The sequence below is a fragment of the Flavimobilis marinus genome (assembly GCF_900113055.1).
In the GTDB taxonomy this organism is placed as follows: domain Bacteria; phylum Actinomycetota; class Actinomycetes; order Actinomycetales; family Cellulomonadaceae; genus Flavimobilis; species Flavimobilis marinus.
This window is the reverse complement of record NZ_FONZ01000001.1, coordinates 24,307-50,265: the sequence shown is the minus strand read 5'-3', so window position 1 is coordinate 50,265 and position 25,959 is coordinate 24,307. Positions and strand designations below refer to the sequence as shown.

24 protein-coding genes are annotated in these 25,959 nt (G+C 72.8%); 9 read left to right on the top strand and 15 right to left on the bottom strand.

Annotation, left to right across the window (positions count from 1 at the left end):
* Window positions 1-2 precede the first annotated feature (2 nt).
* Both BMZ30_RS00225 and BMZ30_RS00220 read right to left on the bottom strand, forming a co-directional pair.
* Window positions 3-1,421 carry an APC family permease gene (locus tag BMZ30_RS00225; protein WP_093374121.1) on the bottom strand — a complete coding sequence of 473 codons (1,419 nt, stop codon included), beginning with the start codon at window positions 1,419-1,421 and terminating at the stop codon, window positions 3-5.
* A gap of 62 nt (window positions 1,422-1,483) precedes the next feature.
* Complete coding sequence (locus tag BMZ30_RS00220; RefSeq protein WP_143073082.1) at window positions 1,484-2,029, bottom strand: DUF2231 domain-containing protein; 546 nt, start codon at window positions 2,027-2,029, stop codon at window positions 1,484-1,486.
* 55 nt (window positions 2,030-2,084) lie between these two features.
* Here BMZ30_RS00220 and BMZ30_RS00215 point away from each other — a divergent pair, with 55 nt between their 5' ends.
* Complete coding sequence (locus BMZ30_RS00215; RefSeq protein WP_093374119.1) at window positions 2,085-3,353, top strand: MFS transporter; 1,269 nt, start codon at window positions 2,085-2,087, stop codon at window positions 3,351-3,353.
* A gap of 30 nt (window positions 3,354-3,383) precedes the next feature.
* Here the strand turns inward: BMZ30_RS00215 and BMZ30_RS00210 are convergent, their stop codons facing one another.
* Complete coding sequence (locus BMZ30_RS00210) at window positions 3,384-3,863, bottom strand: CBS domain-containing protein (RefSeq protein ID WP_093374118.1); 480 nt, start codon at window positions 3,861-3,863, stop codon at window positions 3,384-3,386.
* 172 nt (window positions 3,864-4,035) lie between these two features.
* Here BMZ30_RS00210 and BMZ30_RS00205 point away from each other — a divergent pair, with 172 nt between their 5' ends.
* Both BMZ30_RS00205 and BMZ30_RS00200 read left to right on the top strand, forming a co-directional pair.
* A complete protein-coding gene (locus tag BMZ30_RS00205) occupies window positions 4,036-4,584 on the top strand; it encodes a DivIVA domain-containing protein (protein WP_093374117.1) in 549 nt (182 codons plus the stop codon).
* Between the two features lie 130 nt (window positions 4,585-4,714).
* Window positions 4,715-5,566: a DivIVA domain-containing protein gene (locus BMZ30_RS00200; protein WP_177191225.1), complete on the top strand. Its 852-nt coding sequence runs from the start codon at window positions 4,715-4,717 to the stop codon at window positions 5,564-5,566.
* Window positions 5,567-5,627: 61 nt separating this feature from the next.
* Here BMZ30_RS00200 and BMZ30_RS00195 read toward each other — a convergent pair whose 3' ends face one another.
* Window positions 5,628-6,593, bottom strand: coding sequence for an EamA family transporter (locus tag BMZ30_RS00195; RefSeq protein WP_093374115.1), 966 nt, complete (start codon window positions 6,591-6,593; stop codon window positions 5,628-5,630).
* On the opposite strand from BMZ30_RS00195, the gene BMZ30_RS00190 reads away from it, so the two are divergent.
* Window positions 6,592-7,137 carry a MarR family winged helix-turn-helix transcriptional regulator gene (locus BMZ30_RS00190; protein WP_093374114.1) on the top strand — a complete coding sequence of 182 codons (546 nt, stop codon included), beginning with the start codon at window positions 6,592-6,594 and terminating at the stop codon, window positions 7,135-7,137. The genes BMZ30_RS00195 and BMZ30_RS00190 overlap by 2 nt on opposite strands.
* A 7-nt stretch (window positions 7,138-7,144) precedes the next feature.
* Here the strand turns inward: BMZ30_RS00190 and BMZ30_RS00185 are convergent, their stop codons facing one another.
* From BMZ30_RS00185 to BMZ30_RS00165, 5 genes are all read right to left on the bottom strand, one after another.
* On the bottom strand, window positions 7,145-8,443 hold the full coding sequence (locus BMZ30_RS00185) for an MFS transporter (RefSeq protein ID WP_093374113.1): 1,299 nt from the start codon (window positions 8,441-8,443) through the stop codon (window positions 7,145-7,147).
* Window positions 8,444-8,537: 94 nt separating this feature from the next.
* Window positions 8,538-9,512: a DUF5692 family protein gene (locus BMZ30_RS00180; protein WP_425307148.1), complete on the bottom strand. Its 975-nt coding sequence runs from the start codon at window positions 9,510-9,512 to the stop codon at window positions 8,538-8,540.
* 103 nt (window positions 9,513-9,615) lie between these two features.
* A complete protein-coding gene (locus BMZ30_RS00175; RefSeq protein ID WP_093374112.1) occupies window positions 9,616-10,239 on the bottom strand; it encodes a TetR/AcrR family transcriptional regulator in 624 nt (207 codons plus the stop codon).
* 136 nt (window positions 10,240-10,375) lie between these two features.
* Window positions 10,376-10,753 (bottom strand): hypothetical protein, encoded by a 378-nt coding sequence (locus BMZ30_RS00170; RefSeq protein WP_093374111.1) that lies wholly within the window; start codon window positions 10,751-10,753, stop codon window positions 10,376-10,378.
* Window positions 10,754-10,855: 102 nt separating this feature from the next.
* A complete protein-coding gene (locus tag BMZ30_RS00165; protein ID WP_093374110.1) occupies window positions 10,856-11,953 on the bottom strand; it encodes a VIT1/CCC1 transporter family protein in 1,098 nt (365 codons plus the stop codon).
* A 412-nt stretch (window positions 11,954-12,365) separates the two neighbouring features.
* On the opposite strand from BMZ30_RS00165, the gene BMZ30_RS00155 reads away from it, so the two are divergent.
* On the top strand, window positions 12,366-13,046 hold the full coding sequence (locus BMZ30_RS00155; RefSeq protein WP_229828378.1) for an HNH endonuclease family protein: 681 nt from the start codon (window positions 12,366-12,368) through the stop codon (window positions 13,044-13,046).
* A 9-nt stretch (window positions 13,047-13,055) separates the two neighbouring features.
* On the opposite strand, the gene BMZ30_RS00150 is transcribed toward BMZ30_RS00155, so the two are convergent.
* Window positions 13,056-16,325 (bottom strand): AAA family ATPase, encoded by a 3,270-nt coding sequence (locus BMZ30_RS00150; RefSeq protein WP_093374108.1) that lies wholly within the window; start codon window positions 16,323-16,325, stop codon window positions 13,056-13,058.
* Entirely contained in the window at window positions 16,325-17,533 is a 1,209-nt protein-coding gene (locus tag BMZ30_RS00145; RefSeq protein WP_093374107.1) for an exonuclease SbcCD subunit D, read from the bottom strand. The genes BMZ30_RS00150 and BMZ30_RS00145 overlap by 1 nt, the downstream gene beginning before the upstream one ends.
* Window positions 17,534-17,695: 162 nt before the next feature.
* Here BMZ30_RS00145 and BMZ30_RS00140 point away from each other — a divergent pair, with 162 nt between their 5' ends.
* Window positions 17,696-18,604, top strand: coding sequence for an NYN domain-containing protein (locus BMZ30_RS00140; protein ID WP_093374106.1), 909 nt, complete (start codon window positions 17,696-17,698; stop codon window positions 18,602-18,604).
* A gap of 64 nt (window positions 18,605-18,668) precedes the next feature.
* Here the strand turns inward: BMZ30_RS00140 and BMZ30_RS00135 are convergent, their stop codons facing one another.
* The 3 genes from BMZ30_RS00135 to BMZ30_RS00125 all read right to left on the bottom strand — a co-directional run bounded on the left by BMZ30_RS00135 (window position 18,669) and on the right by BMZ30_RS00125 (window position 22,514).
* Window positions 18,669-20,153, bottom strand: coding sequence for an amino acid permease (locus tag BMZ30_RS00135; protein WP_093374105.1), 1,485 nt, complete (start codon window positions 20,151-20,153; stop codon window positions 18,669-18,671).
* Between the two features lie 87 nt (window positions 20,154-20,240).
* Complete coding sequence (locus tag BMZ30_RS00130) at window positions 20,241-20,660, bottom strand: aminoacyl-tRNA deacylase (protein ID WP_093374104.1); 420 nt, start codon at window positions 20,658-20,660, stop codon at window positions 20,241-20,243.
* Between the two features lie 51 nt (window positions 20,661-20,711).
* Window positions 20,712-22,514 carry an ABC-F family ATP-binding cassette domain-containing protein gene (locus BMZ30_RS00125; RefSeq protein WP_093374103.1) on the bottom strand — a complete coding sequence of 601 codons (1,803 nt, stop codon included), beginning with the start codon at window positions 22,512-22,514 and terminating at the stop codon, window positions 20,712-20,714.
* A gap of 160 nt (window positions 22,515-22,674) precedes the next feature.
* On the opposite strand from BMZ30_RS00125, the gene BMZ30_RS00120 reads away from it, so the two are divergent.
* The 3 genes from BMZ30_RS00120 (at window position 22,675) to BMZ30_RS00110 (ending at window position 25,191) form a co-directional block, all read left to right on the top strand.
* On the top strand, window positions 22,675-24,270 hold the full coding sequence (locus BMZ30_RS00120) for a DHA2 family efflux MFS transporter permease subunit (protein WP_308430756.1): 1,596 nt from the start codon (window positions 22,675-22,677) through the stop codon (window positions 24,268-24,270).
* 61 nt (window positions 24,271-24,331) lie between these two features.
* The gene (locus tag BMZ30_RS00115) at window positions 24,332-24,739 is read left to right on the top strand and encodes a cupin domain-containing protein (protein WP_229828380.1); all 408 of its coding nucleotides are present in this window, start codon (window positions 24,332-24,334) and stop codon (window positions 24,737-24,739) included.
* Window positions 24,739-25,191, top strand: a complete 453-nt coding sequence (locus BMZ30_RS00110) for a pyrimidine dimer DNA glycosylase/endonuclease V (protein ID WP_093374102.1) — start codon at window positions 24,739-24,741, stop codon at window positions 25,189-25,191. Before BMZ30_RS00115 ends, BMZ30_RS00110 begins: the two co-directional genes overlap by 1 nt.
* A gap of 139 nt (window positions 25,192-25,330) precedes the next feature.
* Here BMZ30_RS00110 and BMZ30_RS00105 read toward each other — a convergent pair whose 3' ends face one another.
* Window positions 25,331-25,897 carry a type 1 glutamine amidotransferase domain-containing protein gene (locus BMZ30_RS00105; protein WP_093374101.1) on the bottom strand — a complete coding sequence of 189 codons (567 nt, stop codon included), beginning with the start codon at window positions 25,895-25,897 and terminating at the stop codon, window positions 25,331-25,333.
* Between the last annotated feature and the right edge of the window lie 62 nt (window positions 25,898-25,959).

Genomic DNA, 25,959 nt, shown 5'->3' with positions numbered 1-25,959 from the left:
CATCATCGGTCGATCATCCCCGGCACGCGCGGGGAGTCGCCGCCCTCGCCGTCCTCGACCACGTCGGCCAGCTCCGGGCCGGCCTGGCTGGAGCGACGGGTGACCAGGTGCAGCACGGCGCCTGCGCCGAGCAGGATGCCCGCGCGGAGCCACGTGCTGGCCTCCTGCTGGGTGAGCAGGAGGACGCAGCTGAGCACGCCGAGGACGGGGACCACGGTCGCGACCCGGAAGTGCGGCGCCTCGACGTCGTCGCGCCGCAGCACGAGCACCGCGAGGTTGGTCGAGATGAACACGACGAGGAGCAGGAGCACCACGGTCTCGGCGAGGTCGCCCAGGTCCCCGGTGAAGATCAGACCCATCGCGACCAGGGTCGTGACGATGATCGCCACCCACGGCGTCTGGCGCCCGGGCAGGACCCGCGCGAGCACCGGGGGCAGCAGCCGCTGCTTGGCCATCCCGTAGGTGAGGCGCGACGCCATGATCATCGTCAGGAGCGCACCGTTGGCGACCGCGATCAGGGCGATGACGGCGAACACGCGCTCGGGTACGACGTCGGCCTCGTTGACGACCTCGAGCAGCGGCCCGGTCGAGTCGGCGAGCCGGCCCGGGTCCACCGCGGCGGTCGACGCGAGCCCGACGGCGACGTAGACGACACCCGCGGTGACGAGCGACGCGAACAGCGCCCGCGGGTAGGTGCGGCGCACGTCCTTGACGTGCTCGGCCAGGTTGGCCGAGGTCTCGAAACCCACGAACGAGTAGAAGGCGAGCAGCGACGCTGCCAGGACGGCGATCGCGGGGTTGTCTCCGGCGAACTCCACCGTGCGCCCCAGGTCACCGTCGCCGCGGCCGAGGATGATGCCGGCCAGCACCACGATCAGCACCAGCCCGGACACCTCGACCACCGTCATGATCACGTTGGCGCGCAGCGACTCGCGGATGCCGCGCGCGTTGAGCGCCGCGACGAGCGCGAGGAAGACGATCGCGACGAGCGTCGTCGGCAGGTCGATGAACGTCGTGAAGTAGTCGCCCGCAAAGGCGAGCGAGAGCCCGGCCGCGCTCGTCACGCCCGCCGCCAGCATGCTGAATCCCACGAGGAACGACACCACAGGACGCTGGAACGCGCGCTCCGCGAACACGGCCGCACCTCCGGCCCGCGGGTACTTGGTGACGAGCTCCGCGTAGGAGCCGGCCGTCAGGAGCGCCAGACCGAGGGCGACCAGCAGCGGCAGCCAGACGGCGCCGCCCACCTCCCCCGCCATCTCACCGACGAGCGCGTACACGCCCGCGCCCAAGACGTCGCCGAGGATGAAGACGTAGAGCAGGCGCCCGCTGACGGCGCGCCTGAGGGGCTTCGGCGCGCCGGTCGTCCCCGCGCCGGCCGACCTCGCGCCGCGAGCGGCGCCTGCAGGGGCCTCACTCATCGCTGTCGCCCTCCGCCAGGTGACGTGCGCGGTCGGGCGACCCGGGCGCCGTCGTCGGCTCCTCAGCCCCGTCCGGGCTCGGGGCGTGCTTGCGCTCGAGGGCCAGGTGCCCCCCCGAGGTATCCGCCGACGCCGAGCGCAGCGCCGCCCACGAGGCTCAGTGCGACGCCGAGGCCGCGCCTGCCGCTGCGGCGCGCGACCCACGAGATGCCGTACGCGGTCGCGGCGACCTCGTTGGCCAGCGCGTGCACGACGCCGACGCGCTTGGTCTCGCGCGACGCCGTCGCCCAGTCCGCGAGCCCGGTGACGACGGTGGGGATGGTCGAGAGCAGCCCGAGGCCGAGGAGGCGGTCCGCTCCGGTGCGCGTCGCCTTCCCGCCGAGGAGGTCGAGCGCGGTGCTGGACACGAAGAAGCCGATCGGCAGGTCCGTCATCACCGGGTGCACGGCGTGGCCCATCCGCTCGCCACGCAGCCAGGGCGCGAACGGGCTTGCGGCGATCGCGTCGGCGACGGGCTGCAGCGCGTCCACGCCGACGTCGAGCGAGGCCTCCTGCTCGAGCGCACGCGTCGCGCGGAGCGGAGCGGGGACTGAGTGTGAGGTGGTCATGCTCGCCACTGTGGCAGCGCTCCAACGACCCCGCCACCGGTGCGAGAATCGAGACATGGCACTTCTCGGGCCCTACGGGGCGGTCCTCGCGCGCCCCGGCGCGAAGGCGTTCTCCATCGCCGGGCTGCTCTCGCGGTTCCCGATGGCCATGGTGGGCATCGGCATCGTCCTGATGATCCAGGAGCTGTACGGCGAGTACGCCCTGGCGGGGCAGGTGTCCGCCGTCTACGTGATCGCGCAGGCGATCTTCGGACCGCAGATCGCGCGCCTCATCGACCGGCTCGGGCAGGCGCGCGTCATGCGCCCGCTCCTGGCGATCTCTGCCGTGAACCTCACGGGTCTCATGACCGCCGCGGTGCTGCACGCCGACGCCTGGGTGCTCTACGTCGTCGCCGGCCTCGCCGGTTCGACGATCGGCTCGATGGGCACGCTCGTGCGCGCCCGCTGGGCCACCGTGCTCGACTCCCCGCACGACCTGCACACGGCGTACTCGCTCGAGGGCGCACTGGACGAGGTCGTGTTCGTGATCGGCCCCGTCCTCGCGACGTTCCTCGCGACGAGCGTCGCGCCCGCCGCCGGGCTCGTGTTCCCCGTCGTCGCGATGCTGGTCGGCGGCTACTGGTTCCTCTCGCAGCGTTCCACCGAGCCTGTGCCGACCCCCCGGGTCAAGGGCGAGCGCCTGCCGAGCGTGCTGCGATCGGGCTCCATGGTGGCGCTCGTCCTGATCTTCGTCGCCGTAGGAGTCGTCTTCGGTGCGAGCGACGTCGCCACCATCGCGTTCGCGGAGGAGCAGGGCAACAAGGGGGCGGCCGGGCTCGTGCTGGCCGCTTTCGCCATGGGTTCGCTCATCGCGGGCCTCGGCTACGGGGCGCGTACCTGGGTCTCCGCGCTCTGGCTGCGGTTCGTCGTCACGCTCCTCGGGCTGACCGTCGGCGTCAGTCTCTTCATCGTCGTGACGTCGCTGCACGCCCTGGCGGTCGTCATGTTCCTGACCGGGTTCATGATCGCGCCGACGATCATCGGCGGCAACGGCCTCGTGCAGCGCGTCGTCACGCCGCAGCAGCTGACCGAAGGGCTCACGTACGTCGGCGCGGCGATGGGCGTCGGGGTGTCGTTCGGGGCGTCGGTGGCCGGGGTGCTGATCGACCGCTCGGGCGCGCACGCAGGGTTCGTCGTCGTCGTCGCGGCCGCCGGGGTGTCGGCGCTGCTCGGGCTCGCGAGCATCCGCACCCTGCGCCGCTCGAGCGCCACCCCGCTCGGCACGGGAGCACCGGCCGAGCCGTCGGGACCTGACGCGGCACCGTTCCCGGGCCTCAGCGCGTAGGTCGGCCGCCGCCACCGGTCAGGGGGCGGGTCAGCGGGTGAGGACGTCCACAAGCCCCCGGACCATCTGCGAGGTGCTGACCACGCTCCACACGACGTCGTTGACCAGGACGTCGTCGAACCGCTGCCGCGCCGGGCGACGCATCGCCCGCGCGACCACGTCGAGGAGCGCGTCGCGGGGGTCGACGACCAGCGGGGACCAGTCAGCAACCTCGCCGACCTCCCGTCGGGTGAGCAGCGCCCGGCCGTACCCGAGGGACCCGGCGCTGACCGCGAGGTGGCGGTCACGGGTGATGAGGCCCATCCGGCGGGGGTCGCTGAGGTCGCACACGGCCACGCTGCTCACGGCCTCGGGGCGGAACAGCGCGTCGAGGGCGCTGCACGCCATCTCGGCGCCGACGACCTCGATCGGTTCAGCCATCTGGCCCACCGGGACGCGGACGTCGGACACGGGAGGGGCGGGGTGCTCGCGGCGGCGCCGTCCGAGCTCGGGGTTCAGGGAGTTCAGCACAGCGTGAGTCTGCCGACCCCGCACGTCGACGAATCGGGCGTTCAGGGCACGTAGCCAGGTGTTCGCCGAGTCTTTGTCCACAGGAAACCGGTCGGACAGTCCCCGTACGCTCCGCCGATCGCTACGCTCGGCTCGCGAGCCCGTACGGAAGCGCCCGAGGCCGAGGAGACTCATGATCATCACGTCCGCCGCCCTGCGCGCCACGAGGTTCCACGTGACCCGGTTCCGCGAGGGTTACGACATCAGCGAGGTCGACGCGTTCCTCGGACGCCTGGCGGCCACCCTCGATGCGCTCGAGACCGGCAGATCTGAGCGGGCACCGGTCACCACGGACGAGCTTCTTCATGTCCGGTTCGCCTCGGCGCGCATGAGCGCGGGGTACGACGTCGTCGAGGTGGACGACCTCCTCGACATGGGCCTGGAGGCGTTGCGCCAGCACGCGGGCGTCGCGACCGAGGCGGAGTCTGTGGAGGCAGTTGTGTGGGCGCCAGCGCCTGCGGCTGTCACCTCGAGCGCCGGCGCCGCTCCGGCGGCACCGTCCGCGCCTGGGGCCCCGGCCGCGATGGCGTGCTCCGCGGTCGCGCGCGAGCTCAGCCTGGCCCAGGCCACCTCCTACGGCGAGAACCGCGACGTCCTCATGGTCGTGGGCCCTGACGGCACCCGATGGACCGCGTCCTCCGTGAGTCGCACCGATGCGGGGATCGTCCTCACGGTGGGCTGACCGGTCCGGCAGCACGCCGGCAGATTTCGCCCGCTCGAAAACCAGCGAGACGGCCCACGGACGCCTCCCGGATCGCTACGCTCGGCTCGCGAGCCGGTCCCGCCCGTGGACCCGACGCCGAGGAGACGCCATGATCACGGCCACCGCCCTGCGCGCCACGAGATTCCACGTGACGCGATTCCACGAGGGATACGACATCGGCGAGGTCGACGAGCTCCTCGAGCGCCTCGCGTCCACGCTCACGGCCCACGAGCAGCGCGAGCCCGAGCGCGCGACCGTCACGGTCACCGAGCTCGAGGCGGCCCAGTTCACGACTCGCCAGGGCGGGGGATACGACGTCGTCGAGGTCGACGACCTGCTCGACCTTGGTCTGGAGGCGCTGCGCCAGCACGAGGAGGTCGCGACGACGGCCGCGTCGGTCGAGGCGGCAGCGTGGGCGGCGGCCACGGCTGCGGCCACGGCGAGCGCCAGCGCGGCGCCTCTCGACGACGGCGCGCTGCTCTCCGCGGTCACCGCCTCGTACGAGGCGCCGTACGCGGAGACGGGGTACGGCGAAGCGCCTTACGTTGAAGCGCCGTACGCACCCGAGGAGTCGTTCACCGAGCTGGCGTACGCACGCCAGGTCGCACTCACGGAGCCCACCTCCGCCCCTGAAGCGCAGGTCGAGGAGACCGCGGGCGCGCTCGACGCCCCGTTCGCAGAGGCGCCGAACGCAGAGGCGCCGGGGCAAGAGACGCCGGAGGCAGAGGCGCCGTACGCACCCGAGGCGTTCGCCTCGTCCGAGGCGCCCGAGGCGCCGGTCCCCGTCGAGGCGCCGACGGCGATGGCCCGCTCGGCGGTGGCTCGTGAGCTGAGCCTCCCCCCGGCCACGTCCTTCGGTGAGAACGACGACGTCCTCATGGTCGAGGGCCCCGACGGCACGCGGTGGGTCGCGACCTCGGTGACCCGCACGGACGCGGGAGTCATCCTCACCTTCGCCTGACCAGCCCCTCCTCTTGGGAGCACTTCTGCACGGGAGATCCGTGCACGAGTGCTCCCCGCTTCTAGACGCCGGTGCCGAGCGAGGGGGGCGCGCCTGCGGGGGGTGGCTCGGCGGCATCCACACCAACGGTGTCGCGGCCCGTGCGGGCGCGCTGTCCGATCGCCTGCAGTCGGGCGGCGACCATCGGCTGCCCCAGCAGGATCCCCGCGAGCACGAGCACCAGCCCGCCGCCCTGACGCAGCGTGAGGGTCTCGCCCGCGACGAGCGTGCCGAGCAGCACGCCGGTGACGGGGTTCAGCAGGCCGACCAGGCCGACCGTCCCCGCACCCAGGCGGCGCAGCGCTCCGAACCAGCAGACGTACGCGAGCGCGGTGCCCACGAACGACAGGTATGCGAACCCGACGAGCGCGGGCGCGTCCAGGGCGGGTGGCGCGCCCTCGACGAGCACCGCGACGGGAACCAGCATCGCGCCGCCCGCCACCAGCTGCCACGCCGTCTGCGACAGGACGTCGGCGCCGCCGAGGTCCCCCCACTTCTTGGCGAGGATGTACCCGAACGACGACATCGCCATCGCGGTGACCGACGCGGCGACGCCCGCCCATCGAACCTCGACGGACCCGCCGAGCAGCATCACGGCCACCCCGCCGACGCCGAGCACGGCCCCGAGCATCCCGAGCGCCCTGGGCCGCTCCGCGATCACCGACCAGGCGATGAGCATCATGGCCACGGGCGAGGTCGCCATGATGGTCGAGGCGATGCTGGCCGGCAGCAGCTGCGCCGCGACGTACACGAGGGCGAAGAAGGCACCCATGTTGAGGGTGCCGAGCACGAGCGACCGCCACCACCAGGCGCCCTGCGGGAGCCGACGCCGCAGCGCGAGCAGGAGCAGCCCCGCAGGCAGCGCGCGCAGCGCGGCGCCGTAGAGTGGCGAGTCGGCGGGCAGGTACTCGGCGGTGACCAGGTAGGTGCTGCCCCACGTCACAGGCGCGACCGCAGCGATCAACGCCCAGCGCGCGTTTGCTTCCATGGAAGCAACTTTCGCTTCCGCGGAAGATATTGTCAACCCCGTGAACGACAGTCTCGACCGCGTCGCCCAGATCCAGCGCGAGTGGGCCCGGGAGCGGCCGGACCTCGACGTCTCCCCCGCCAACGTGATCGGCCGCCTGCACCGCCTCGCCGCCTTCCTGACCGAGGAGCTCCTCGTCGTGTACCGCCGCCACGGCCTCGGCGAGGGCGACTTCGACGTCCTCGCCGCCCTGCGCCGGGCGGGGGCGCCGTTCGAGCGCGCACCCAAGGACCTCGCCCGTCACACCATGGTGACGACCGGCGCGATCACCAAGCGCCTCGACCGGCTCGAGGAGGCCGGCCTCGTGCAGCGCCGCCCTGACGACGCGGACGGCCGCGGCAGGGTCGTCGCCCTCACGGCCCGCGGACGCGAGGTGATCGACGCGGCCTTCACCGAGCACATCGAGAACGAGCACCGGCTGATCGCGTCCCTCGCCCCGCGCGAGGCCGCGGCGCTCGAGACGCTGCTCGGCACCTGGCTCCGAGCGTTCGAGGACCCCGCCTAGCAGCGCCTCACGGCTCGGGGTGGCGCGCGTCGTACGCGAGGAACCGCGGCTGGCGCCACACCAGCAGCCCGAGTACCACGATGCACGTCAGCCCCCCGACGACGGCCGCCATGCCCTCGCCCCACCAGGTCGCCTCCGCCCCCACGAGGACGTCCGCGAGCCGCGGGCCACCAGCGACGACCACGATGAACACCCCCTGCAGCCGGCCCCGCATCTCGTCCGGCGCGGCGGCCTGCAGGATGGTCGTGCGGAACACCGCGCTGACCCCGTCGGTGATGCCGCACAGCACGAGCGCCGCGAAGCCGAGGACGAGGGCCCAGGTGAGCACCGTCGTCGGCTCCGTGCGGCCGGCTGCGACCAGCACGAGGCCGAACGCCGTGACCGACAGGCCCCAGCCGACGATCGACCACACGATGACCAGGCCCTGCCGGTGGATCCGGGTGAGCCCGCCGGAGAACAGCCCGGCCAGCACGCCGCCGATCGCGAGCCCCGCCGTGAGGATGCCGGTGGTGCCCTCGCCGCCGCCGATGATCACCACGCCGATCGCGGGGAACAGCACGCGCGGCATCGCGAAGATCATCGCGGCGAGGTCGACGAGGAACGTCATGCGCACGTTCGGCTGCGTCGCCAGGTACCGCAGACCCTCGAGCACCGACCCGAGTCCGACGCGACGACGTCGGGCGGCGTCGACGCGCTCGGAGCCCTCGGTGGGCGGAAGGTCCGGCAGGCGCACGAGCGCCCACAGGGCGGCCGTGAAGAGCACGGCGTCGACCGCGTAGGCGGTCGCATAGCCCCAGCGCGCGACGAGCAACGCGCCCAGCAGCGGCCCGAGCGTCATCGCCGTGTTGCCGAGCAGGCCCATCAGCGCGTTGGCGGCGGGCAGCTGGGCGATCGGCACGAGGCGCGGGATGATCGCCGACCGCGCGGGGTTGTTGATCGCGAAGGCGGCGGACTGGAGGGCGACCAGGAGGTAGAGCACCCACACCTCGTCGACCCCCGCCCTCGCCTGGACGACGAGCGCGACGGTGACGAGCCACAGCGCGCTCGAGGCGACGATCGCGACCTTGCGCCGGTCGTAGGCGTCCACGAGCGCGCCGCCGTAGAGGCCCAGGATCACCAGGGGCACGAGCGCGCACAGGCCCAGGATCCCGACGGCGAAGGTCGAGGACGTCATCGCGTACACCTCGAGGCCGACGGCGACGACGGTCAGCTGCGCGCCGAGGTTGGACACACCCAGGCCCCACCACAGGCGGGCGAAGGCGGGCGACTCCCGCAGCGGGGTCGTGTCAGCGAGGAAGCGACGCACCCAGGGATGCTACGCCGGGCGTGCGGACGGCGACGGCCCCCGCCCTCACCGCGGACGGCGAGGACGGGGGCCGGAGCGTGGAGCGCGCCGTGGGTCAGACGAGCGCCGGCTCCCGGCGGGACGTGCCGGCGTCGGGCATCGGCAGGTCGCGCCCGGCGGCGACCTTCTTGTACGCCTCGAGGTGCGTGAACAGCTCGTCCTTGAGCGGGTTGCGCCGCCGCGTGACGATCACGTGCACCTGGTAGACGACCACGGCGATGTTGGCGAGCAGCGACACCAGGGAGACCGTGAACAGCGCGGTCTCGGAGCGGCTCGTCTCGACCGCGAACATCGACGTCGAGGCGAACGCGGGGAACGCCATCGTGAACATCATCCACAGGGCGAGGGTGCTGGCACGGTGCTGCAGCCAGGCCCCGCGCTTGATGAAGAACGCCGGGATGGTGCACGAGATCAGCAGCGCAGCGCCGGCGTAGAAGGCGTGGTCACCGACGGCGTTGTACACGTAGGCAAAGTTCCACAGGTCGTACGCGATGATCCAGAACCACAGCATGTCCGGCCAGATCATGTCCTTGGTCTTGTCCCGGCTGATGTAGATGCCGGCCCAGCCGCAGATCGTGACGAGGTTCAAGATGCCCGCGACGCCGTTCATGATGTTCCACGGGCCGCCGTTCATGAACACGCCGTCGACCATGCCCTCGAGGCCGTAGACCTCGAAGTCGCGGATGACGGCTTCGAGGATGTTCAGGCCGAGGATCGCGGGCGGGAACCACAGGGCGAACTTGTTGCGCGCCAGCTTGGGGTAGTAGCGCAGCGCCATGAACCCGAGGGCACCGGCCAGCGCCGAGTAGACCTTGACCCAGTGGAACCAGGACCCGGTGCTCGATCCCTCGCCGGCCGTCGTCGGCCACACGAAGATGGTCAGGATGATGGGCAGCGCGATGAAGATCGCGATGCCCGCCCAGCGGTAGCGGCGGGTGAGCTCGTTGAAGCCGATCAGCGCGGCGAGCACGACGACCCACATGAGGGCCGCGTACCAGGGAATCGAATCGAACAGGAACACGACGTCCATCTCCTTGGATGTCCGTGGTCCGGCGCGTCGTGCGCAGGACCGGTGAGAGCGTGCCTCCCCTCGCGACGTGCGGGTCCCGGCACCGGAGGAACCCGTCGCTTGCTCAGGCGCCCGGAGGTGTGCTCCTGGGCGGCAGGTACAGGGCCTGCCGGACGATCGTCACCAGGACGTCGTCGGAGGTCTGCGGGTTGTTCCGCACGAGCCCGACGAGCCCGTAGACCAGCACGTAGAACGTCTCGTAGACGTGCACGAGCTCGATCTCGTGCAGGCGGGCGTAGGCCTGGACGGTGGTGGCCTGGAAGCAGTCGACGACGGCGCGCACGGCCCGGTCGAGGAAGCGGTTGTAGATCCCCGCGTTCTCGATGCGCTGCAGGTCCTCGCGCAGCGGGTCGCTCGTGGTGCGCAGGTGGTGGCGGAAGACGGCGATGCAGTCGATCAGGGCCCGGTCGATGTTGCCGGGCTCGCGCGCCGCGTCCCACGCGCTGACGGAAGCCACGAACTCCGCGACGTACTGCTCGAGCACGACGTCGACCAGGGCGTCCTTGTCCGGGAAGTAGTGGTAGATCAGGCCGCGGGCGACGCCGACGTGGCGGGCGACGTCCGTGAACGACGTCGCGCTGATGCCGCGCTCGCGGAACAGCGTGCGCGCGGCGGTGACGATCTCGTCGCGCCGCTCGGTCGGGTCCTTGACCGTGCGGCGGGCGGTCGGCTTCGTCGTGGTGCCCATGGGCTCACCGTAGAGGCGCTATTGACACACCGTCAATGACTTGGCCGGAAGTCAGGACATAGGTCCCAGGGACAGCAGACGGCCCCGCCTCCCGGAGGAGACAGGGCCGTGCGTGCGGGGCGCTGCAGACGCTGCGTCAGCTCGGGTTCTTCCAGTCCGACACGTCAGGGCTGGGCGCGGTCGAGCCCGTGGTGGGGCCGTCCGCGACGCCGGCGCTCGTCGAAGAGCCGGTCCCGAACGCGTTGGCGGTCGCGGAGTCGCCGCCGCTCGCGTCGTCGTCGTGCTTGAGCTTGCTCTTGACGGTGCTCGTCACCTTCTCCGCGAGCGCGCCGCCCTGGTTCTTGGCGAGGTCCGTCGCCTTCTCCTGGAGGTCGCTCACCGTGTGCTGCACCGACTCGTTGTGCCACAGCGTGTTCGCCTGGCCCTTGATCTGCTCGAACTTCTGGCGGCCTGCGGCCGTCCCGAACACGTAGCCGACACCCGCGCCGATCAGGAATGCTGCCTTGGTCTTCATGGCCGTCTCCTCGAAGATGGGGGTTTTGCCCCAGCGTAGGGCGGGGACGACGACGGCGCAGGACGAGGTGCCGCGAGACCGTCCGGGGGCGGTCGGGTCAGGTCACGCGACGCTCGTGCCGAACAGCAGCCCCACGAGGTAGGTGACGCCCGCGGCGCCGTACCCGATCGCGACCTGGCGCAGCGCCCGGCGCAGCGGCGAGGCCCCGGACAGGATGCCCACGGTCGCGCCGGTCGCGAGCAGCGCGATCCCCACGAGCGCCACGGCGAGCACGAACGCCACGCCGCTCGACAGGCCGAGCAGGTACGGCAGGATCGGGATGAACGCGCCCGTGGCGAAGAAGCAGAAGCTGGCGCCCGCCGCGCCCCACGCGGTGCCCAGGAGGTCGTGGCCGTCCCCGGCCGGTGCCTCCGTGAGGTGCGCGTGCTCGCCGTCGGCGACGTCCGCGAGCGCGGCCCGCGCCTTGGCCTGCGCGGCCTCCGGGTCCATGCCGCGGGCCCGGTAGACCAGCGACAGCTCGTTGGCGTCGACGTCGAGGTGCGGCAGGGCGGCGCGGGCGTGCGGCGACGGCGTCGAGGCGTCGGCGAGCTCGCGCTGGGACCGCACCGAGACGTACTCGCCCGCGCCCATCGACAGCGCCCCAGCCAGCAGGCCGGCGATCCCGGTGACGAGCACGACCGCAGACGACACCCCGGTCGCGCCGACGCCGAGGATGAGCGCGAGGTTGGACACGAGCCCGTCGTTGGCCCCGAAGACGGCGGCCCGGAAGTTCCCCGAGATCTGCTGCCGCCCGCGGGAGGCCAAGGAGCGGACGACCTCCTCGTGGATGCGCTCGTCGGCGGCCATGGCCCGCGTGGCGTCGGCGTCGGCCTCGTAGTCGCTGCGGGACTCGGCGCGCTGGATCAGCGCGAGCGTGAACACCGAGCCGAACCTGCGGGCGAACCAGCCCAGGACGCTCGTGCGCGGGTCGCGGCGGGCAGGGCGCGCGTCCGGACCCAGCAGGGTCTCCCAGTGGGCGGCGTGACGGCCCTCGGCGTCGGCGAGGGCGAGCAGGATCTCCCGCTCCTCCCCCGTGCGGCGCGTGGCCAGGTCGCGGTAGACGGCAGCCTCGGCGTGCTCGTCGGCGAGGTAGCGCCGCCAGCGTCGGCGCTGACGGCGCGTGGGCAAGGACGAGGGCAGAGCGTCGGGCATGCTGGCCATTATCCCCGCCCGACCTCGGCGCAGTGACGCAGGAGCACCCATGACGACGGCGTCCCGCCCCACCGAGCGAGAGCTCACCGAGCCCGTGGACCTGTGCCGTCCGGACGGCACGCTGAACCCGGCGGCGGTGGGGTGGTCACGTCGACCGCTGCACCGCACGGCGCTGCGCCGGGCCCTGCCGGTGCCCGGGGTGCGCCCGGGACGGCATCCTCCTCGACACCCCCCTGGTCTGGCGCGACTCGGCGTAGCCCCTCACCCCCTCCCCCACCCCCCTCGCTGAGTGCGGAGTTTTGGCGGTGTTTTGAGTCCGGAACACCGCCAAGAGCGTGCACTCACGGGAGGGGGCGGGGTGTGGAGGGGGCGGGTTGTGGATGGTGCAGGCGGCGTCCGCTGGAGGGGGCATGGTGGTGCGGTGCGGTGGCGACGGGTGGCGGTGCTGGTGGGCGCCGTCATGCTCCTGGTGTTCGCCTGGTGGGCGAGCGAGCCCTGGCGCGGGTCCGGGCGCACGTATCCGGTGACGGCCGAGGTCCTCGCGGAGGCACGGGACGCTGTCGCTTCCCTAGCCGTCGTGGACGAGCCGGCGGTGCCGGACTACGACCGCGACGAGTTCGGGCAGGCCTGGGCCGACGTGGACCGGAACGGGTGCGACACCCGGAACGACGTGCTCGCCCTGGACCTGACGGCGGTCGCGTTCAAGCCGGGGACGCGGGACTGCGTCGTGCTGTCGGGGGTGCTCGTGGACCGGTACACGGGGGAGACGATCGAGTTCGTGCGGGGTGCGGACACCAGCGGCCGCGTGCAGGTGGATCACGTGGTCGCGCTGGCGGACGCGTGGCGCTCGGGCGCGCATGCGTGGGACCTGACGCGCCGGCAGGAGTTCGCGAACGACGCGCGCAACCTGCTAGCGGTGGACGGGGCGGCGAACCAGGACAAGGGCGCGGCCACCGCGGCCGAGTGGCTGCCGCCGGCGCGGGAGTTCCGCTGCCAGTACGCCGTGATCCAGGTGACGGTGAAGGCGGAGTACGGGCTGTCCGTCACTGGCGAGGAGCGCCGGGCGCTCGAGCGGGAGCTCGACGGGTGCCGGGTCGGGTGAGGTCCCGACTCAGCCAACGCCGGCGAGAACGGTGAGCGTGCTGGTGCCGTCGGCCTTGCGGCGCACGGAGATGCGGTCGCTGATGGCCGACTTCATGCTCTCGACGTGGGAGACGACGCCGACGGTGCGACCGCCGGCGCGGAGCTTGCTGAGCTCGGCGAGGACGAGCTCGAGCGTCTCCGGGTCGAGCGAGCCGAAGCCCTCGTCGACGAAGAGGGTCCCCAGGTCGACGCCGCCGGCCTCGGCGGTGACGACGTCGGCGAGGCCCAGCGCGAGGCACAGCGACGCGTAGAAGGTCTCGCCGCCGGACAGGGTCTTGGGGTCGCGCTCGGTGCCGACGCGGTGGTCGAGGACGCGCAGGGCGAGCCCGAGCTTGCGGCCGCCCTTGCCTTCCTTCTCGGTGCTGCGGACGAGCTCGTAGCGGCCCATCGACATGGTCTGCAGCCGGTCGTTCGCGGCCGCGACGACCTCTTCGAAGCGCCGAGTGAGGACGTAGGTGCCGAGCGTGAGCGCGAGCGAGTTGTCCTGGGTGGCGGTCGCGAGGTCGGCCATCCGGATGACGGGGAGCAGCTCGTCACGGCGGCGCGCGGACGCCTGGACCGCTGTGTGCACCTGGGCGGCGGCACGCTGCGCGGCTGCGAGTCGGTCTGCTGCTCCGGCGGAGCGGCCGTGGGCGACGTCGGCGCGGGCGTCGGCGTCGCTCTGGGCGCGACGCGCCTCGTCGCAGCCGTCGCTGGCGGCGGCGAGGGTGAGCGTCTCGTCGAGCTGCGCGACGCGGGGGTCGGCGAGCCCGGCGCGCACGGCGGCGCGCTCGCTCTCGTGGTCGAGGATCAGGCGGTCGAGCTGGGTGAGCGTCTGCTTGGGCAGCGCGGCGGCGCTGGCGTCGTCGGCGGTGTGGAAGCCCTCGGCGGTGAGGGCTTCCTGGACGTCGGCCGTGGCGGTCGCGACCGCCACGGCCGCGCGGCGGTGCTCGTGCCATGCGGCGTCGAGGGCCTCGAGCGCGGTCAGGTCACCTTCGAGCTCGCGGAGCATGTCGGCCACGGACGGGTGGTCGCCGCGGCCGGCGTGGACGCGGGCTGCGTCGGCATCGAGGGTCTCGCGCTGCTCGGCGAGGCGCGCGCGCTCGGCGGCGAGCCAGGCGTCGTCGGCGGCGACCTGCTCGCTGAGGGCTGCGGTGGCGCGGTCGTGGTCGGCAAGGGCGGCGAGGAGCTGCTGAGCCTCGGCGCGGGCGGCGGTCGCCGCCGCGTGGCCGGCCTCGGCTGCGGCGAGCACGTCCTGGGCTTCGTCGACCGAGAGGCCGCCGGAGGCCTGACGCGCCTTCTCGAGGGCGGTCTCCGCGCGGTGATGAGCGCCGACGGCGACCTCGAGCGCCCGCTCGGCGGCCTCGCGCGCGGCCTCGGCCTGCTGCACGGCCTCCGGGCTGGTGTGGTCCTCGTCGACCGCTGCGGGGGCGGGGTGCTCGGTACCTCCGCACACCGGGCAGGGTGCGCCGTCGGTGAGCTGAGCGGCGAGCTCGCCGGCGATGCCGTCGATGCGCGCCTGCCGCAGCCGCTGCTCGCGGTCGACGGCGGCCTTGGCGGCGGCGCGCGCCTGGTCCCGGCTGCGCGCGGCACCCACGAGTGCTTCCTGCGCTCCGGCGACCTCGCGCGCGGCGGTCAGGACCGCGGTGGCGGTGGTGACCTTCTCGGCGCAGCTCTCGACGGTCGCCCCGAGGTCGGCTGCCGCGCGGTGCTGGGCCTCGAGCGCCGCGCGTGCGGCGGGGCGCTCGGCGAGGGCGGCCGCGCGGGAAGCGCGCTCGGTGTCACGCGCGGTGATCGTCTGCTCTGCCGTGGTGATCGCTTGATGGCGTGGACCGAGCGTCGCCTCGACGGCCGCGAGGGCACGGAGATCGGCTGCCGAGTCACGGCGGGTGGCCGTGTGCTGGGCGAGCACGCGGACGTCGACGGCGAGGGAGGCGGTAGCGACGGCAGTCGGAGCCACGGCGAGTGCCTCGTCGCTGGCCGCCTCCGTGCCGGTCGCAGCGGCATCGTCGGGTGCGGCGCCGCCGCCGAGCACGAGCTCCGACAGCTCGGCGTCCCGCTCGCGCAGTGCACCGACGGCATCGAGGAGCTCTTCCTCCGCATCCGCGGCGCTCTCCACGGCGCGGTCGAGCGCGACGAGCCGGGGAGTGACCGCGGCGGCTCGGCGTGCCGCATCGAGGCGTCGCACGGCCTCGGCGTGCACCTCGGATGCCGAGGCGAGGCTGGCCTCGCGCTCCCGCAGCGCATCACGGCGCTCAAGGCACTGCCGCAGGGTCTGCGCAGCCTCGCAGGCGGTGCGAGCCGCGGCGCGGGCGGCCGCCGCGGCGTCGGCGTCGGCGCGTGCGAGCTCGACGGTCCGCTCGAGCTGGGCGACCCGAGCGTCGACCGCCGCAAGCAGCTCGGAGCTGTCGCCTGAGACGAGGGCACGGAGGCGCTCGGCCTCGTCCACGCGCGGCTCTGCGTCCGCAGGCGCGTCGGGCGCCTCGTCGGCGTCGTCGACGGCGGACTCGTCAGACTCCGCCTCGTCCGGTTCGACCTCGCCCGGCGCTGCATCGTCCGGCCCGTCCTCGTCCTCCCCGACCCCAGCGGCCCCGATGAACCCTGCGACCGCGCTCGCGATCGCGGTCTGGGCGGCCTCGACCGCGCGCCGCGCCTCGGCGCGCCGGGCCGCGAGCTCGGTCTCGATCTGCTGGTAGATCTCGGTGCCGAACACCTTCTGCAGCAGCCCGCGGCGGTCCTCGGGCTTAGCGCGCAGGAAGCTCGCGAACTCGCCCTGGGGCAGCACGATCGTCTGCACGAACTGCTCGCGGGACAGGCCGACGAGGCGCGTGATCTCGGCGCCGACCTCGTCCGCACGGGTCGACATGAGCTCTCCGGTGCTCACGGCGTGGGGCGACGCGAGCCGCCACAGCTGCACCTTGGTCTGCTGGCGCGTGGTGCCCGCGCCGCGCTGCTTGGGCCGGTCGTACGCCGGCGAGCGCCGCACCCGGAACACCCCGTGCGTGGTCTCGAGCACCAGGTCGACGAACGAGTCGACCTCCGGACCCACGTGCGTGGAGCGGAGCCGGTCCTCGCTGGTCTCCGCGGAGGCGACCTTGCCGTACAGGGCGAACACGATCGCGTCGATGATGGTGGACTTGCCCGCGCCCGTCGGTCCCTCGAGCAGGAACAGCCCGCCGGAGGCGAGCGCGCCGAAGTCGACGTCGAACTGCTCGGCGAACGGCCCGATGCCGTGGAGGGTCAGGTGGTGCAGCTGCATCAGGCGCTCCGCTCCGCCGCGTTGACGTGCTCGAGCACGTCGCGCAGCACCCGCTGCTCCGCCGCCGAGGGCGCCGAGCCACGCACGTGGTCCACGAAGCTCGCGCACACCTCGAGCGGGTCCGCTGCCGCGGTCACGACTCCTGCTCGCTCGCTGCCCTCGCGGGCCGGCGGAGCGTAGGTGATGGACAGGGCGTGCGGCAGCCGCGCGCGCACCCGGGCGTGCAGATCGGCGGGCCGCACGGGATCCGTGACAGTGACCCGCACCCACCGGTCCACGTGCTTCTCGCCTGCGGCACCGAGGATCTCCTCGAGCGTGCCCGTGACGTCGCCCATGCGCCGCGGCACCGGGGCCGGGATCAGCTGCGGCTCCCCGCGCACGCCGTCGGGCCCGACGTCGAGCAGCACCGTCGACTTGGTGTGGTTCATCTCCGAGAACGAGTAGGCGAGCGGGGAGCCCGAGTAGCGGGCGACGGTTCGGCCCACGCCCGAGCCCTCGGCTCCGTCGAGCGTGGCGATCGGCACCGACTGCGCCCCGTGCAGGTGCCCGAGCGCGACGTAGTCGACGCCACGGAACACCCCGGAGGGCACGGAGTCGACGCCGCCGACGCGGATGTCTCGCTCGGACTCGCTGACCTCCCCGCCCGTGACGAACGCGTGGGCGGCGACGACCGCGGGCACCCGCGGCCCTCCGCCCGCACGCCGCTGGGCGAGGTCCGCCGAGATCCTCCGCATCGCCGCCGACAGCACGGCCTCGTGCGACCGGGCGAGCGGCTCCGCCGGGTCCTCCGCGAGGTGGTGCCGTGCGTCATCGGGGTCCAGGTAGGGCAGCGCGTACACGAGCAGCGCGCCGTCCTCGCCGTGCAGCTCGACCGGCCGCCCGACGTCGGCCACCCGCGCCCGCACATGCAGCGTGTCCCGCATGAGCTCGGCGCCGAAGCCGAGGCGCGTCGCGGAGTCGTGGTTGCCGGGCGTCAGCACCACCTGCGTCAGCTCGCTCAGCCGCGCGAGCGCGTCCCCGAGCAGCCGGACGGCCTCGACGGGCGGGATCGCGCGGTCATACACGTCGCCCGCGACCACAACGGCGCCGACCTGCTCCTCGCGCACGACCTCCACCAGGTGGTCCAGGAAGGCAGCCTGGTGCTCGATCAGGTCCACCTGGTGCAGAGTGCGGCCCAGGTGCCAGTCCGAGGTGTGCAGGATGCGCATGGCGCGACGCTATCCCGCGGCACTGACACTCCGGCGCACCCCCGCCCGGAGGGCGACGCCGTCGGCCGTCCTCCCTGGCCAGGGCGACGATCTGTGCACACCGGCGCGTCGTCGTCGGACGTGAGCGATAGGGTCGCCATGACCCGACCGGAGGCACCACCCATGGCAGCGAAGCGCCCCAGCCCGTCCACGCAGTCCAGCACGCAGCAGACCACGCTCGCGGTGCTGATCGACGCCGACAACGCGCCCGCGGCGATCGTCGAGGGCCTGTTCGAGGAGATCGCGCGCTACGGCGTCGCGAGCGTCAAGCGCATCTACGGCGACTGGACGCAGTCCAACCTCGGCGGCTGGAAGAAGGTCCTGCTGGACCACTCGATCCAGCCGATGCAGCAGTTCGCGTACACCAAGGGCAAGAACGCCACGGACAGCTCGCTGATCATCGACGCGATGGACCTGCTGTACACGGGTCGCTTCGACGGGTTCTGCCTCGTGTCGAGCGACAGCGACTTCACGCGCCTCGCCGTCCGCCTGCGCGAGGAGGGCCTGACGGTCTACGGGTTCGGCGAGCACAAGACGCCCAAGCCGTTCGTCTCCGCGTGCGACAAGTTCATCTACACCGAGATCCTGCGCAACGACGCCCACCGCGAGCCCAAAGCCGCCGCGGTCGTCGAGGCCGCACCGATCGAGACCTCCGACGACGTCGCGCCCGGCACGAGCGCCCCGGCCGCCGCCAAGAAGCCCGCCAAGGCGGCCGCGCCACCTGCTCCCCCGCAGCGTCCCGAGGTCCCGCTCGAGTTCATCGCGAAGATCATCGACGACATCGGCGACGACGACGGCTGGACCGGCCTGGGTGCCGTGGGCCAGAACATCACCAAGCTCCGCCCCGACTTCGACGCGCGGCTCTACGGGTTCAAGAAGCTCAGCGACCTCATCAAGGCCCACCCCAAGCACTTCGAGGTCGACGAGTTCGTGAACGAGGGAGGGGCGGGTGGCAGGCACATCGACGTCCGCAACGTCGAGCCCGTCGCGCCGCCGGCACCAGAGAAGACCCAGAAGCGCGTCTTCCGCTGAGCCGACGCTGAGCCGACGCTGAGCGGACCTCGGACCGCCGACCTCCGGCCGCGTCCCGATCGGGCTAGGAGCGCGCCCCCGGCGACAACCGGCTGTGCCGGTAGGAGTACACGGCGTAGATCACGGTGCCCGCCGCCAGCCACGCGGCGAACCGCAGCCACGTGAGCGTGGTGAGGTTCGTCATCAGCCACAGGCAGGCGACGCCCGAGATGATCGGCAGCGCCGGCGACCACGGCACGCGGAACCCGCGCTTGAGGTCCGGGCGCGAGCGCCGCAGCAGCGGGATTCCGAAGCTGACCAGCACGAACGCCGACAGCGTCCCGATGTTGATCATCTCCTCGAGCAGCTCCACCTTGGAGAACCCGGCGATGAGCGCCACGACGACGCCGGCACCGATCTGCAGGCGCACGGGCGTGCCGTACTTCGGGGAGGTCTTCGACAGCGCGCGCGGCAGCAGGCCGTCGCGGGCCATCGCGAACACGATCCGGGTGAGCCCCAGCAGCAGGACCATGATGACGCTGGTCAGGCCGAGCAGGATGCCGAGCGAGATGACCTTCCCCGCCCAGTCCGCCCCGACCAGCACGAACGCGGTGGTCAGCGACGGGCTGTCGGACGCGGCGAGCGCGGTGTAGGACACCATGCCCGTCACCACCACGGTCACCAGGACGTACAGGACGGTCACGAGCGCGAGGCCGCCCAGCACCCCGCGGGGGATGGCGCGCTGCGGGTCGCGCGTCTCCTCGGCCGTCGTCGCCACGACGTCGAAGCCGATGAACGCAAAGAACACCAGGGCGGCGCCGGAGAGCACCCCGACGACGCCGTACATGGTCGGCTCCATGCCGGTGAGGAACGCGAACAGCGGCTGGTGCAGGCCGGACGCGCTCTCCGCGGGCTCGGCGGGCGGGATGAACGGGCTGTAGTTCTCGGCCTTGACGTAGAAGAACCCGGCGACGATCACGAACAGCGTGATGCCGACCTTGATGAGCGTGAAAACCGAGTTCACGCGGGTGCTCAGCTTGGTGCCCAGCACCAGCAGGACCGTGAAGACCGCGACGATCAGCACGGGACCCCAGTCGAGGTCGACCGGCCCGAGCGCGATCGTCGTCGGCAGCTCCACGCCGAACAGCCCGAACGCGTCGGACAGGTACACGCCCCAGAACTTGGCGATCACCGCGGCCGCGAGGAGCATCTCGAGGATGAGGTCCCAGCCGATGATCCACGCGACGAACTCGCCCATCGTCGCGTAAGAGAAGGTGTAGGCGGAGCCCGCGATCGGCAGCGTCGAGGCGAACTCGGCGTAGCACATGATGGCGAGGCCGCACACGAGCGAGGCGATGAGGAACGAGACGATCACGCCGGGTCCCGCGTGGTTCGCGGCGGCCGTCGCCCCCACGGAGAAGATGCCCGCGCCGATCGCCACCGCGACGCCGAGGACCGCGAGGTCCCACGCCGTCAGCTCGCGACGCAGGTTGCGGCCCTGCTCCTCGCTCGTCGCCAGCGCCTGCTCGACGCTCTTGCGCCGCATGATGCTGCGGGGGTTCTTCGACATCACCGCTCCTCGCTCCGGATGCGACGACTATGCACGCGCGTCGGCGACCGTGCGACCGCAGCGCGCTGGGGTGAGACGCGGGTCGGCTCAGCGGTCCTCGGTGACGTCCGCGACCCGCGCATCGAGCACGCGGACGAGGTCAGCCGCGTCCAGAGTGGCGGCGACGCCGTGCGCGCCCGCGCCGATCGAGACGACGCCCGCGACGCGCTCGTCGGCGATCACCGGCCAGGCCGTCGTCGACCCGAACGGCGTGATCGTGCCGCGCTCGTACCCGGTCGCGGCCTGCGCCCCGGCGGCGTCGGGCATCGACAGGCGCGCGACGCCGAGCAGCGCCCGCAGCTTGGGCCAGGAGATCTGCCGGTCGCCGGGGACCAGGACGAGCAGGTAGTCGTCGTCACCGCGGCGCACCACGAGGGTCTTGACGATCGCCGACGGCGTCACGCCCCGGGCAGCGGCGGCCTCCTCGAGCGAGCGCACCGGCCCGTGGGCGGTGATCGTGAAGGCGATCCCGGAGGCCTCGAGGGCCGCTCGCGCGCGCTCAGCAGTCTGCCGGTCAGCCTACGACCGCTCCCCCAGGTGCACCGTCTGCCCGGTCCAGGTCTTGCGCAGCCACCGGTCGTGGGACGCGACGACGACGGCGCCCGGCCAGTCCCGCAGCGCAGCCATGAGCTCCTCGGCGAGCGTGAGCGAGATGTGGTTGGTCGGCTCGTCGAGCAGCAGCACGTCCGGGGTGTGCGTCACGAGCATCGCGAGGATGACGCGCCGGCGCTGCCCGACGCTCAGCTCCCCCACGGGCCGGTCGAGGTCGCGCGCGTGCACGAGCCCCGCGGGGTCGACCGCGTCGGAGTCGGCGTCCAGACCCGCCATCAGTGCGAGCAGCTGGCGCGGCGTGCGCCGCTCCCCGGGCAGGTAGACGTCCTGCTCGAGGAGCGCCAGGTCGGTCCCGGGCGCTCGCGTCACCGTGCCCGACGCCGGCTCGAGGTCCCCCGCGAGCACGCCCAGCAGCGTCGACTTGCCCGCGCCGTTCGCCCCCGTGATCAGGAGCCGCGCACGAGCCGTGACCCGCAGCTCCCGCACGCCCGCGGCCGCGAGGTCGAGCCGCCCGGGGACGACGACGTCGCGGGCGGCCAGCACCACCCGCTTGCGGTCGGGCTTGCGCTCACCCAGGCGCCCCTCGCGACCGTCCGCAGCCCGGGCCGACGCGGGCGGCGCAAACCTGAGCGGCGTGGGCGGGGCCGGGACCTGGCGAGCCGCGAGCTGCTCGAGCCGCAGCCGCGCGTTCCGCACCCGGCGCGAGACCTGCTGCTCGACGCGGTCGCCCCGCTTGTCGTAGCCCATCTTGTTGTTGTCGCGGCGGTCCCGGGCGTGATTGATGTTCCGGGCGGTGCCGCCGACGGCGTCGCGCAGCTGCTCGAGCTCGTCCTGCTCAGCCTCGTACTGGGTCTGCCAGCGCGCACGCTCCTTGGCCTTGGCCTTCAGATAGTCGGAGTAGCGCCCGCCGTAGAGGGTCCCGCCGGCGGCGCTGGTCGTCGTCGGGCCCGTGCCCTCGGCCTCCTGGGCGAGGGCGGCACGCGAACCCGGTGCTGCTACGTCGGCCGCTGCGCCGTCGGGGCCGCTGGCCACCTCGGCGGCGAGGTGCACGGGCGTCGGGTCGAGGTCGAAGATCGCCGTGGCCACCTGCTCGAGGAACACGCGGTCGTGGCTCGCGAGGACGACCGCCCCGGGGATCCGCTGCAGGGCGGCGGCGAGGAAGTCGGCGGCGTCGTCGTCGAGGTGGTTGGTCGGCTCGTCGAGGACAAGCGCGCCCGGCTGGCGGATCAGCAGGGCCGCGAGGCCCAGGCGTGTCCGCTCGCCTCCCGAGAGCTCGGCGACGAGGCGGGACCGCGCGACGTCGGCCAGGCCGAGCCCTGCGAGCGTCTGAGCGGCGCGGGCGTCGGCCTGCCACACCTCGGCGAGCTCCGCCCGGGCGAGGGCCCGGGCATAGCGGCTCGCGGCGTCGTCGGGCGCTGTCCCCGGATCCTGAGCGTCGCCGGGACCCCCGAGGCCCGCCGCGGCCGCCTCGAGCTCGGCCGCGAGCGCCCGGACGCCCGCGAGCGCGTCCTCGAGGGCGTCGCCCACGGTCGCCTCGGGCGCGAACGGCGGCTCCTGGTGCAGGTAGCCAAGGTCGTCCGGGCGCACGAGCGTGCCGGCGTCGGCGTCCTCGATCCCCGCGAGGAGACGCAGGAATGTGGACTTGCCGACGCCGTTCTCGCCGACGACGCCGATCCGGTGCCCGGGCGAGACGGCGAGCGAGAGTCCGGTCAGGACGGTGCGGTCGCCGTAGGACTTCGAGACGTCGGTGGCGCTGAGGAGTGCGGACATGGGTCACCTGCCGGTTCGCGAGGGGGAGGGGGCTGGGGCGCGTCAGGTCCACATGGGCTCCACGGTACGCGGCCGCGGGTGGTGACGACGCGTCATTTACGTGACGGACGGCACGTGCCGGACGCCGCGCGGGCGTCGGCGGCGCGTGGTCGAATGCCTCGTGAGCACCCGACGACCGCCTGCCGGTCCCCCCGCCGCCGGTTCTGCCCCGGGTCCTGCCGCTGGCACCCCTGCCGGCCCTCCCGGACGGGGCCTGGTCGACCTGGGCGGCAAGAGCCCCTGGGTGGTCATGCCTGCCCTCGCGCTCGGCTTCTTCATGATCATGGTCGACACCACGATCGTGAACATCGCGGTGCCGACGCTCGCCGAGGAGCTGCAGGCCGACTACGTCGCCGTGGGCTGGGTGAACAGCGCCTACCTGCTGACGTACGCGTCGTTGCTGCTGCTGACCGGGCGACTCGGTGACCGCTACGGCGCCCGAGCCGTGTTCATCGTCGGTCTGGTCGTCTTCACGCTGACGTCCCTGTGGTGCGGGCTGGCCGACTCGATCCCGTCGCTCGTCGCCGCGCGCGCCGCCCAGGGTGTGGGTGCGGCGCTCATGACGCCGCAGACGATGGCGATCATCACGCGCGTCTTCCCCGCCCGGCAGCGCGGGACCGCACTCGGGGTGTGGGGCTCGGTCGCCGGCATCGCCACGATCACCGGGCCGGTGCTGGGTGGCGTGCTCGTCTCCTCGGCCGGTTGGAAGTGGATCTTCTGGGTCAACATCCCCGTCGGCATCGTCGCCCTCTACCTGGCGCTCCGGCACCTGCCGTCGCTACCGACGACGTCGCGGCGCCTGGACATCGTCGGCGTCGTCCTGTCGATCCTCGGCCTGGGCGCGTTCGTCTTCGGGGTGCAGGAGGGGCCGACGTTCGACTGGGGCACGATCGCCGGACCGATCAGCGTCCCACTCATGATCGGCCTCGGCATCGCGCTGCTCGCGGCGTTCCTCGTGTGGCAGCGCAGGCTCGGGCCGAACGCGCTGCTGCCGCTGTCGCTGTTCACGTTCCGCAACTTCTCGCTCGCGAACATCGCCGGCGCGAGCGTGTCCTTCGCGATGATCGGCATCTTCTTCCCGTTCACAATCTTCCTGCAGACCGTGCTCGGCATGAGCGCGCTCGAGGCCGCCCTGGTGAACCTGCCCGGGTCGCTGCTCTCGGGCATCCTCGCGCCGTTCGCCGGACGCTTGTCGGACCGCATCCCCGGCAAGTGGGTCGCGACCATCGGGTTCGCGACGCTGTCGACCTCGATCGCCTGGATGGCGTTCGCGATCGACCCCGAGGCCACGCGCTGGACGTTCCTGCCGGCCGTGCTGCTGTTCGGCGTCGGGACCGGGTTCGTGTTCTCCCCGCTGGCCAACCTCGCGACGTCGGGCCTCGACCAGCGCACCGCGGGCGCCGGGGCGGGCGCGTTCAACACGACCCGGCAGATGGGCGGCGTGATCGGCTCCGCTGTGATCGTCGCGGTGCTCACCTCGAGGCTCGGCCATCACCTGGGCGGCGAGGCCGCGGCCGGCGTCGGGGCGGGCGGGGAGATCCCCGCGGACCAGCTGGCCGCGATGGCTGGCGGGTTCGCGAGCGCCGTCACCGAGACGCTGCTCGTCGCCGTCGGCGTGCTGCTCCTCGGCCTCGTCGCGGCCATCTCCATGCGGGCGACCCACGTGGAGCACGGGGCACCCGAGCACGGCGTCCCCGAGCCTGACGCGGCGCGGTAGCGTCAAGACCACCCGCCGCGCACGCAGCGTCGCGCCGCACGACCGGAGCAAAGGAGCAGACATGTCGCACCTGACCGACCTCGCCCGCTATCACCTCGACGCCGCCCACGCGTCCCCCCACGGGCGCAGCGCCGAGCTCCTCCTGCACGACGGGGTCCTGAGGCAGTCGATCATCGCGATCACCGCGGGATCGAGCCTCGGGGAGCACAACTCCCCCGACGCCGCGAGCATCCAGGTGCTCGTCGGCCACGTCCGCATCACGGGCAACGAGCAGAGCGAGGTGGGCGCCGGCGAGCTCGCCGTCCTGACCCATCACCGGCACGCGGTCGCTGCGGACCAGGACTCCGTGTTCCTGCTGACGACGGTGACGAGCCTGCCCGACTCCCTGGTCGCGGGCGGGCGCGAGGACGCCGGGGTGGCGCCGCAGGGCAGCGCCGAGCCCGAGGCTGGCCGGGAAGCCACCGCCTAGTGCGCGTCTGGTCCCTCCACCCCCGCTATCTCGACCGCCAGGGCCTCACGGCGTGCTGGCGCGAGACGCTCCTCGCGCAGGCCGTGCTGGCCGGCCGCACCAAGGGGTATCTCAACCACAGCCAGCTCGTGCGGTTCCGCGCGCACCCGGACCCGTTGCTCGCCGTCGGCGTCTACCTCGACGCCGTCGCGGAGCAGGCGACCGAGCGCGGCTACAAGTTCGACGCGACCAAGGTGATCCAGCGTCCCGAGCCGGGCGTCGTGGTGCCGCGGATCCCCGTGACGCAGGGCCAGGTCCGCTACGAGTGGACGCACCTCATGACGAAGCTCGCGCTCAGGTCCCCCGACCAGCACGCGATGCTCCTGCGCGCCTATCCCACGCCCGACGACGTCGCCCTGCACCCGCTCTTCACCGAGGTCCCGGGCGAGATCGAGTCCTGGGAACGCCCCTGACCCACCCTTCCCCCACCCCACCTCCAACCCACCCCAGCCCCGTGAGTGCATGATTTTGGCGGTGTTCCGGACAGTTTTGACCGCCAAAATCACGCACTCAGCGGAGGGGGGAGGGTGAGCGGGGCGAGGGAGACGGCGCTCAGGCCGTCTGGTTCTCGTGCTTGCCCTCGGCGATCTCCTCGATCATCTTGGCGCAGAACGCGTCGAGGTCGCCCGGGTTCCGGCTCGTGGTGAGACCGTTGTCGACGATGACCTCGGCGTCCTGCCAGCGCGCGCCGGCGTTGACGAGGTCCGTTCTGAGGGACGTGTAGGACGTCATCTCGCGCCCCTCGACCACGCCGGCCTCGATCAGGAGCCACGGCGCGTGGCAGATCGCCGCGACGGGCTTGTGCGCCTCGAAGAACGCGCGCGCGAACGCCTGCGCCTCCGTGTTGATGCGCATGGTGTCGGCGTTAACCGTGCCGCCCGGGAGGACGAGCCCGTCGTAGTCCTCCGCCTTGGCCGACGACAGCGGGACGTCCACCGGGAACGAGTCCCCGTGGTCCCAGTCGCTCTGCATCGCGGTGATCTTGTCGTCCTTCGGCGAGACCAGCACCGGGGTGCCGCCCGCGTCCTTCACGGCCTGCCAGGGCTGGGTCAGCTCGGCCTGCTCGACGCCGTCCGTGGCGAGGAACGCGATCGTCTTGCCGGAGATGTTCTCAGTCATGGGTGCCTCCTTGTCGCAGGGACGCGACCGCGCGAGGGTGTGCGCAGCCGCCTGACTCCATG

Coding starts and splice junctions, on each gene's coding strand:
- BMZ30_RS00135 (WP_093374105.1), bottom strand. CDS start 20,153: ATGTCGAAGAACCCCCGCAGCATCATGCGGCGCAAGAGCGTCGAGCAG.
- BMZ30_RS00145 (WP_093374107.1), bottom strand. CDS start 17,533: ATGCGCATCCTGCACACCTCGGACTGGCACCTGGGCCGCACTCTGCAC.
- BMZ30_RS00125 (WP_093374103.1), bottom strand. CDS start 22,514: ATGTCCGCACTCCTCAGCGCCACCGACGTCTCGAAGTCCTACGGCGAC.
- BMZ30_RS00200 (WP_177191225.1), top strand. CDS start 4,715: ATGATCACGGCCACCGCCCTGCGCGCCACGAGATTCCACGTGACGCGA.
- BMZ30_RS00195 (WP_093374115.1), bottom strand. CDS start 6,593: ATGGAAGCAAACGCGCGCTGGGCGTTGATCGCTGCGGTCGCGCCTGTG.
- BMZ30_RS00115 (WP_229828380.1), top strand. CDS start 24,332: ATGTCGCACCTGACCGACCTCGCCCGCTATCACCTCGACGCCGCCCAC.
- BMZ30_RS00105 (WP_093374101.1), bottom strand. CDS start 25,897: ATGACTGAGAACATCTCCGGCAAGACGATCGCGTTCCTCGCCACGGAC.
- BMZ30_RS00165 (WP_093374110.1), bottom strand. CDS start 11,953: ATGGCCAGCATGCCCGACGCTCTGCCCTCGTCCTTGCCCACGCGCCGT.
- BMZ30_RS00225 (WP_093374121.1), bottom strand. CDS start 1,421: ATGAGTGAGGCCCCTGCAGGCGCCGCTCGCGGCGCGAGGTCGGCCGGC.
- BMZ30_RS00190 (WP_093374114.1), top strand. CDS start 6,592: ATGGAAGCAACTTTCGCTTCCGCGGAAGATATTGTCAACCCCGTGAAC.
- BMZ30_RS00170 (WP_093374111.1), bottom strand. CDS start 10,753: ATGAAGACCAAGGCAGCATTCCTGATCGGCGCGGGTGTCGGCTACGTG.
- BMZ30_RS00175 (WP_093374112.1), bottom strand. CDS start 10,239: ATGGGCACCACGACGAAGCCGACCGCCCGCCGCACGGTCAAGGACCCG.
- BMZ30_RS00150 (WP_093374108.1), bottom strand. CDS start 16,325: ATGCAGCTGCACCACCTGACCCTCCACGGCATCGGGCCGTTCGCCGAG.
- BMZ30_RS00180 (WP_425307148.1), bottom strand. CDS start 9,512: ATGGACGTCGTGTTCCTGTTCGATTCGATTCCCTGGTACGCGGCCCTC.
- BMZ30_RS00140 (WP_093374106.1), top strand. CDS start 17,696: ATGGCAGCGAAGCGCCCCAGCCCGTCCACGCAGTCCAGCACGCAGCAG.
- BMZ30_RS00215 (WP_093374119.1), top strand. CDS start 2,085: ATGGCACTTCTCGGGCCCTACGGGGCGGTCCTCGCGCGCCCCGGCGCG.
- BMZ30_RS00205 (WP_093374117.1), top strand. CDS start 4,036: ATGATCATCACGTCCGCCGCCCTGCGCGCCACGAGGTTCCACGTGACC.
- BMZ30_RS00220 (WP_143073082.1), bottom strand. CDS start 2,029: ATGACCACCTCACACTCAGTCCCCGCTCCGCTCCGCGCGACGCGTGCG.